The sequence below is a fragment of the Azonexus sp. genome, from assembly GCF_049652925.1.
In the GTDB taxonomy this organism is placed as follows: Bacteria; Pseudomonadota; Gammaproteobacteria; order Burkholderiales; family Rhodocyclaceae; genus Azonexus.
Genome location: NZ_JBASFI010000036.1, coordinates 60,225 through 67,078, shown reverse-complemented (window position 1 = coordinate 67,078; position 6,854 = coordinate 60,225). Strand labels below are relative to the sequence as shown.

At 61.2% G+C, this 6,854-nt stretch carries 4 protein-coding genes; 1 reads left to right on the top strand and 3 read right to left on the bottom strand.

The window, feature by feature from the left end; genetic code table 11:
• The coding region (locus WBK19_RS17385; protein WP_511291985.1) for a type I secretion C-terminal target domain-containing protein at positions 1–3,107 on the top strand (3,107 nt) is incomplete at its 5' end.
• Between the two features lie 99 nt (positions 3,108–3,206).
• Here WBK19_RS17385 and WBK19_RS17380 read toward each other — a convergent pair.
• The 3 genes from WBK19_RS17380 to WBK19_RS17370 all read right to left on the bottom strand — a co-directional run bounded on the left by WBK19_RS17380 (position 3,207) and on the right by WBK19_RS17370 (position 6,853).
• A complete protein-coding gene (locus WBK19_RS17380; protein WP_511291983.1) occupies positions 3,207–3,899 on the bottom strand; it encodes a Crp/Fnr family transcriptional regulator in 693 nt (230 codons plus the stop codon).
• 74 nt (positions 3,900–3,973) lie between these two features.
• Positions 3,974–5,818, bottom strand: a complete 1,845-nt coding sequence (locus tag WBK19_RS17375; protein WP_511291981.1) for a nitric oxide reductase activation protein NorD — start codon at positions 5,816–5,818, stop codon at positions 3,974–3,976.
• A 3-nt stretch (positions 5,819–5,821) separates the two neighbouring features.
• Complete coding sequence (locus tag WBK19_RS17370; RefSeq protein ID WP_511291987.1) at positions 5,822–6,853, bottom strand: 4Fe-4S binding protein; 1,032 nt, start codon at positions 6,851–6,853, stop codon at positions 5,822–5,824.
• Position 6,854 lies beyond the last annotated feature (1 nt).

Sequence of the window (6,854 nt, the reverse complement as noted above, 5' to 3'; positions counted from 1 at the left end):
GCACGACGGCAGTTATCTTTACCCCGAGCCTGACGAGTGGCACGGCCACTCTGGGCAACGATACCAGCGCCGCCAGCACGCTGCAGTACTACAACGGCACGGCCTGGGTCTCGGCCACCGGTGGCGTGAGCATCCCGGCCGGCAGCACCAGCGTCCAACTGCGCCTGCAGACGACGAATGACCTGCTTGACGAACCGGCCGAGAATTTCTCGCTGACCGGCACGGTGACCAGCGGCAATACGGCCAATGCTACGGCAACCGGTACGGCCTCGATTACCGATAATGATACGACACCGACGGTTGGTACTGCCGGCGCTGTCCTCTCGGAAGAGGGGCTGATCGGTGGCATTGCTGATACAACGGGCAATACCGATACGACCGACGTGCGGACGATCACCGGTACCATTCCGGTTGCCGATGCCGATGGCAACGCGCTGACGGTAACGCTCACCGCACCGCTAACTGCGCTGACCTCCAATGGTCAGCCGGTAACCTGGAGCGGTACGGGTACACAGATGCTGATCGGTTCGGCCGGTGGCAATGAAGTGATTCGCGTCAGTGTCGACAACGCCGGAAATTACACGGCAACCCTGAGCAAGGCGCTCGATCATTCGCTGAACAGCGAGGAGGATGTGCTCAGCTTCAATGTGGGGGTTACCGCGAGCGACAGTGCGCAAAGTGGCACCGGAACGCTGACCATTTCCGTTGAAGATGACATGCCAACGGCCGTTCCTGGCACGCAGACGGTGGTTCTGCCTTCGCAGGACACCAACATCATGCTGATTCTCGATGTCTCCGGCTCCATGGCTGACGATGCGGATGGCGCTGGGCCGGGTACTCTGACGCGTCTGCAGGTCATGAAGAACTCGGTCAACATGATGCTGGACCAGTACGACAACCTCGGCGACATCAAGGTTCGTATTGTCACCTTCTCCAGTAACGCTGCCGAGCAGGATGCCATCTGGGTGGATGTTGCCCGGGCCAAGCAAATCGTCAATGGCCTGACGGCCAACGGAAGCACCAATTACGATGCGGCCTTGGTTACTGCACAGGGGGCATTCACCGATAGCGGCAAGATTGCCGGAGCAAAGAACGTTTCGTACTTCCTGACAGATGGTCAGCCTACGGCAGCCAGCGATTGGGATGGCAGCGGTCCGCTGACCAGCCAGAACGGCATTCAGTCCGGTGAAGAGGCTTTGTGGGTCAATTTCCTGACGGCCAACCAGATCAACTCGATGGCCTATGGCATGGGTACCGGGGCAACGCAGGCCAACATGAACCCGGTGGCCTACGACGGGATCAATCAGGTCAATACCAGCGCGATTGTCGTGGCCAATCCGGCGGTTGATCTGCCGCCGATCCTGCGTGACTCGATTGTCATGCCGGCAGGTGGCGAACTGGTCAATGGTTCCCTCGGCGCCGGCTCCGGCATTGGTGCCGATGGCGGCATTTTGGCAGCCTTTGTCCTGAACGATACGACCTACAGCAGCGGAGGCGCAGTTTCGGGTACCAACCGTGGTATATACGATGCCGCCACCAACTCCTGGACGGTGACGACCTCGGCGGGTGGCAAGTTTGCGGTCGACATGGATGACAGCCAATATACCTACACGCCGCCGGCCTCGACTGCGACCCAGTACAGCGAAAGCATCACTTATACCCTGCGTGACAATGATGGTGACAGCGCCTCTTCGGTGCTGACCATTGATGTCCTTCCGCCGCAGGTCGTTACCCTGACCAGTACCAATGCCAGCATTACCGGCCTGAACATGGGCCTGTCCGGCGAGTATTTTGGTTACAACGAATACCGTACCGGCACGGCCAGCGACCCAGCTTACGAGGGATCGACAACGGTTCGTCTGCATTCCGATGATGGTACGGCCGATGCAGGTGGCGCCAATAACGTCGACCGCCTGGCCGATGTCGAGGCGATCATCGAGGGACGCAACAACAACACCAACCTGATCAACAACGCGATTCTTTCGGACCCGACCAAGGCCGATGCCACTTTCTCGGTCAACAAGCTGGAGTTCGGTCTGCCGGCCGGTTCCAACACGCCGCTGTTCAGCAACGACCTTGGCCAGAACGGCAAGGTGACCAGCGGCACGATCGGCGCCACGGCGGGCGGCAATACCAACAATCTGTACACCTTCCTCAAGGTTTCTTCCGGCAACGTCGATGGACTGACAGCGACCAGCGGCCTTGGCGATACCACCGATGCTGTTATCCGGATGGTTGGCTACATCTACATCCCGGCGGGTGGTGTTTACGATATGCGGGTGACAGCCGATGACGGCTATCGTGTGCTGATCAATGGCCAGAATCTGGGCCAGGCCGACTTCATCCAGTCGACCGCTACCCAGGTTTACAGCGGTGTCACGCTTTCGGAAGGCCTGCAACCGATCGAAATTCTTTACTGGGATCAGGCCGGCCACGCCAGCCTGCGTGTCGAGTTCAAGTCTAGCGGGGCGGCCGACAGCACTTACAAGATTGTTGGCAACGATGAATATGCCCTGTTCTCGCCGAGCGATGTGCCGACCCTGGCGGCCGGCCAGGATATCGTCGAAACATCGACCAACGGTACGTGGGCGGTTCGCACCGGCGAAACCTTCGACGGTACTTCGGCTTCCGAGAAAATCGTCGGTAGCGATGGCCGCGATACCATCAATGGTGGTGGCGGCGACGACATCATTCAGGGGGGTTCCGGTTCCGACTTCATTTCCGGCGGTCACGGCAATGATGTGCTGACCGGTGGCCTGGGGTCGGATACCTTTGCCTGGACGCTGTCTGATCAAGGCTCGGCTGCCTCTCCGGCGCGTGATGTCGTCGCCGACTTCAATGTCGCCTCCAGTGCTACGGGCGGCGACATTCTTGATCTGCGCGATCTCCTGCCGAATGGCGCAACCACCCCTGCAACGCTCGATGATTACCTGCACTTCAGCAAGTCGGGTAGCGATACCGTGATCGACGTGAAGCCGGATGGCCTGGCTGGCTCGGTGACCCAGAAGATCGTGCTGTCCGGTGTTGATCTGACGGCGAACAGCACCCTGAATGATCAGGCGATCATCAATAACCTGCTTAACAACGGCAAACTGCTTACCGACTGATTCCTTTGACTGGTTAGCAAAAAGGGGCGATTTTCATCGCCCCTTTTTCATTTTTGCCCGTTATTTCCGGTTGACCGTGGAAACGTGTCCGATTGGCGCTTACTCGTGCTGACGCAGCTTGGTGGCGTTCGGGATGTGGATTTTCCGGCCTTCCACGACGATCAGACCGAGCTCGGTCAGTTCGTGCAGGATGCGCGAGAAATGTTCCTGGGTCAGGTTGAGGCGGGAGGCGATGACGCCCTTGTTGGTCGGTAGCGTGATGGCCACATTGATGCCATCGTGCTCGGCTTCGGGCAGCTCACGCAGCATGTAGCCGATGATGCGCTGCTTGCCGGAGTGCAGCGAATAGGACTCGACATCGTTCATGAGCTGATGCAGGCGCATGGCCATGCCGGCCAGCATCTTGCGGCACAGATTGTGGTCGCGTTGCAGTTCCTCGAAGACCACGCCTTTCGAGATATGCAACAGCAGGCAGTCGGTCAGTGTCTGGGCGAAGACGATGTAGGGCTTTTCCATGAACATGATGGCTTCACCGAAACTCTGCCCCTGGCTGATGATCTCGACGACTTTCTCGCTGCCCTGCGACGACGTGAAAGCCAGCTTGATCTGGCCATACACCAGCAGGTGAAAGCCGCTGCAGGGGTCTCCCTTGTGGAAGAGGATTTCGCCCTTGCTGGCGTGGATTTCGCGAGTACCACGGGCGATGCGGCCGAGCTCCTCCGGCGCCAGTCCCTGAAATAGCGGAACGTGCGTCAGTAGGGCTTCGATGTTGATTGGGTGGCTGCCGTGCATGATCTTCGCGCAATAACGATAACATCCAATGTTGGCATCCGACCGATGCCAAAGCAATACGACTTTGTGACTACCTACTGGCGAGTTAGTTGCACATAAAGTAGGGGGAGCCGGCTGGGCAGTTCCTCCGGTTTGCGGATCACGCAGAAGCCGGCCGGGCCGAAAAGATAGGGCAGGTAGGCGCCGGCTTCGCGGTCGATGGTCACGCAGAAGGGCGTCAGGCCAAGACGGCGGGCTTCATGCACCGCCATCCGGGTGTCTTCGATGCCGTAGCGCGAGTCGTAGATGTCCAGGTCGTTCGGCTTGCCGTCGGTGATGATCAGCAACAGGCGGCGGCTGGCCGGTTGCTCGGCGAGGATGCTGGCGGCCTGGCGGATGGCGGCGCCCATCCGCGTGTAGTAGCCGGGCTTGATGGCCAGGATGCGGCCGCGGGCGGCGGCATCATACTTTCCGCCAAAGTCCTTGAGTAGATGGAAGCGGATGTTCTGGCGGCGCAGCGACGAAAAGCCGTAGATGCCGAAACGGTCGCCAGTCGCGGTCAGCGCTTCGGAAAACAGCAGCAGCGAATCGCGAATGACGTCTACGATGCGGTGCGAGTCGGATATCGGCGCATCGGTGGACATCGACAGGTCGGCCAGCAGCAGGCAGGCCAGATCGCGCTCGCAGCGGGACTGGGCGAGATAGCCGCCGGCTTCCGGTGAGTGTCCGGAGGCGCGGTCGGCGTGGTTGCGCACGCAGGAATCGACGTCGAGTTCCGGGCCGTCCGGCTGGCCCTTGAGCCAGCGGCGTTGCGGGGCGAGGGCGGCGAACTGGCCGCGCAGTTTTTTGGCCGTGGCGGCCAGTTCGAGCGGCAGTGCGGCCGGCCCGGCATCGTGCGCGACCATCGGCTGCAGCAGGCAATGCGCGGGCTGCATCAGGTTCTTGCGGTAATCCCACTCGGGCAGCGCAATGCCGGGGCCAATCGGCGTGTCGTCCTCGGCGGCCGAGGGCAGGTCGAGGTCGAACTTGACGCGTGACTTGGCGGTTTCGCCATCGCGGGTCAGCGAGAGCTTGTCGAGGTCATTGGCGGCTTGGCTGGCGTTGGGGTTCTCGTCCTCGTCGAAGGCGCGATTGACCCGGACGTATTCGGCCCAGGTCGGCAGACTTTCGGCGCGGAACATGGCGAGCACGGGATTCTTGTTGTCCGGCGTCTCGACCTGCTCGGCCTTGTGCGCTTCCTTGGCTGTTTCCGGGTTGCCGCCGCTGCCTTCTGGCGGCAAATTGTCGCTCGGGTCGGCGAGTTTGCTAGCGGCCACAATCTTTTCCGAACCGATCAGCCAGAGCAGGACGGGTTGCGGCGGCTTTGACTTGACCGTGTTGAGCGGTGGCAGGCCGGTGACGGAACCCGGTTGTTCCAGCGCCTGACGGATGGCGTTTTCCTGTGCCGCTTCGTCGGCTTGCATGGCGTCGGGCGCGATGCGGCCGGCGAGATGGGCGACGACCAGTCGCCGGTAACGCTCGTTGAGGCCAGGGAAGCGTTCCAGCGCCGTTCGGCTGGCAATCTGGTTGCGGATGAACCACGGTTGCCCGGGCGCCACGTCGCTGGCGGCCAAGGCGGCCAGCCACAGGTAGAGATCACGGTTCAGGGCTTTTTCGGGAAAGGCGGCGATTTCCGGTGGCAGACGCAGGGTTTCGGCGTCGCGCCGGCCCTGGGCGACACGCTCGTTGCTGCCGGCGACACGCTGCAGCCAGGTGCGCCGGGCGCCGTGTTCTTCCGGGGTGGCGGCGGCAACTTTGAGGCCAGGGTCGCCGCCAAAGGCGCGGAACAGGATGCCAGCCGTTTTTTCAACCTCGCCCAGTTTGACCGCAGCGTCCGGGAAATGGCCGGCGGCGGCCTTGGTAACCCAGTTGTGCCAGAGTTTGCCGATGAATTCTTCCATGGCTCAGATTTTCCCACCGGCGTCTTCGTCAGTATTTGATAAGGCTGAAAAACCGGCCTCGTTTCGTCGCGCGTCGTCGTTGCTGACCCAGCGCAGCAACTGGCCGTTCGGGTTGGCGCGATTGACCGTGTTGCAGGCCGAAATGCATTGGCCGCATTGGGTGCAGGCGAACATCCAGCGTTTAACGTTGCGTGGCTTGAGGCGCATCGGGCAGACGGCGTCGCACGCACTTCCCGACGGTGAGGCATATTCGTTGCCACTTTCGCGCAGGGCCTGGCGGGCAAGAACGGTATGGCCGGCGCTACCGGAACCTTGCTGGCAACTGGCGCAGTCGGTCAGGCGTTTGCGGTCGAAGCCGACGACCATGGCTTTCTTGTTCACGATCCAGGCGAAACTCTGGAAGATGCCGATGGCGCAGCCGTAGCGGCAGAAGAGGTGGCGGGCGAAGAGGAATTCGAGGCTCAGTACCGTCGTGGCGGCGGTCAGGAAGATGACTTCCTTGGTATAGAGCGTGAAGGTGAACAGGCCGTGGTAGACCTGAAACGGCGGCATCAGGTAGGTCAGGCCGACCAGCGCCCAGGCGAAGGCGAAACCGATGGCAGCGGGGACGACGAGCAGCCAGTAGCGCTTGTCACGCTTGGCCGGCGTGCCGTCCGGTTCCCACGGCGGGGTCTGCTTCTTGTCCCAGACCGAGTGCTTGCCGCTGGCGATCAGCATCAGGCGATTGATGGTTTCAACAACCGAAAAGTGTGGGCACAGCCAGCCGCAATAGAGGCGGCCCCATTTCCAGGCGACGCCGATGATCAGCGCGCCGGTGCCGAGGATGGGTAAAAAGAGGTAGAGGATGATGTTGATGACTGCCGTGCTCGACTCGCCGGTGCCGGCCATCAGTTCGTCGATGCCGAGATGCCACGGATAGGTCAGGAAATAGGCGTGGCGTTCGGTGAGGTCGTAGCGGAAGAGGTCGAAGATCGGCGTCACGGTGAACAGCGTGAAGAAGCCCATCTGCGCGAGCAGACGGTAACGCTGGAGCATT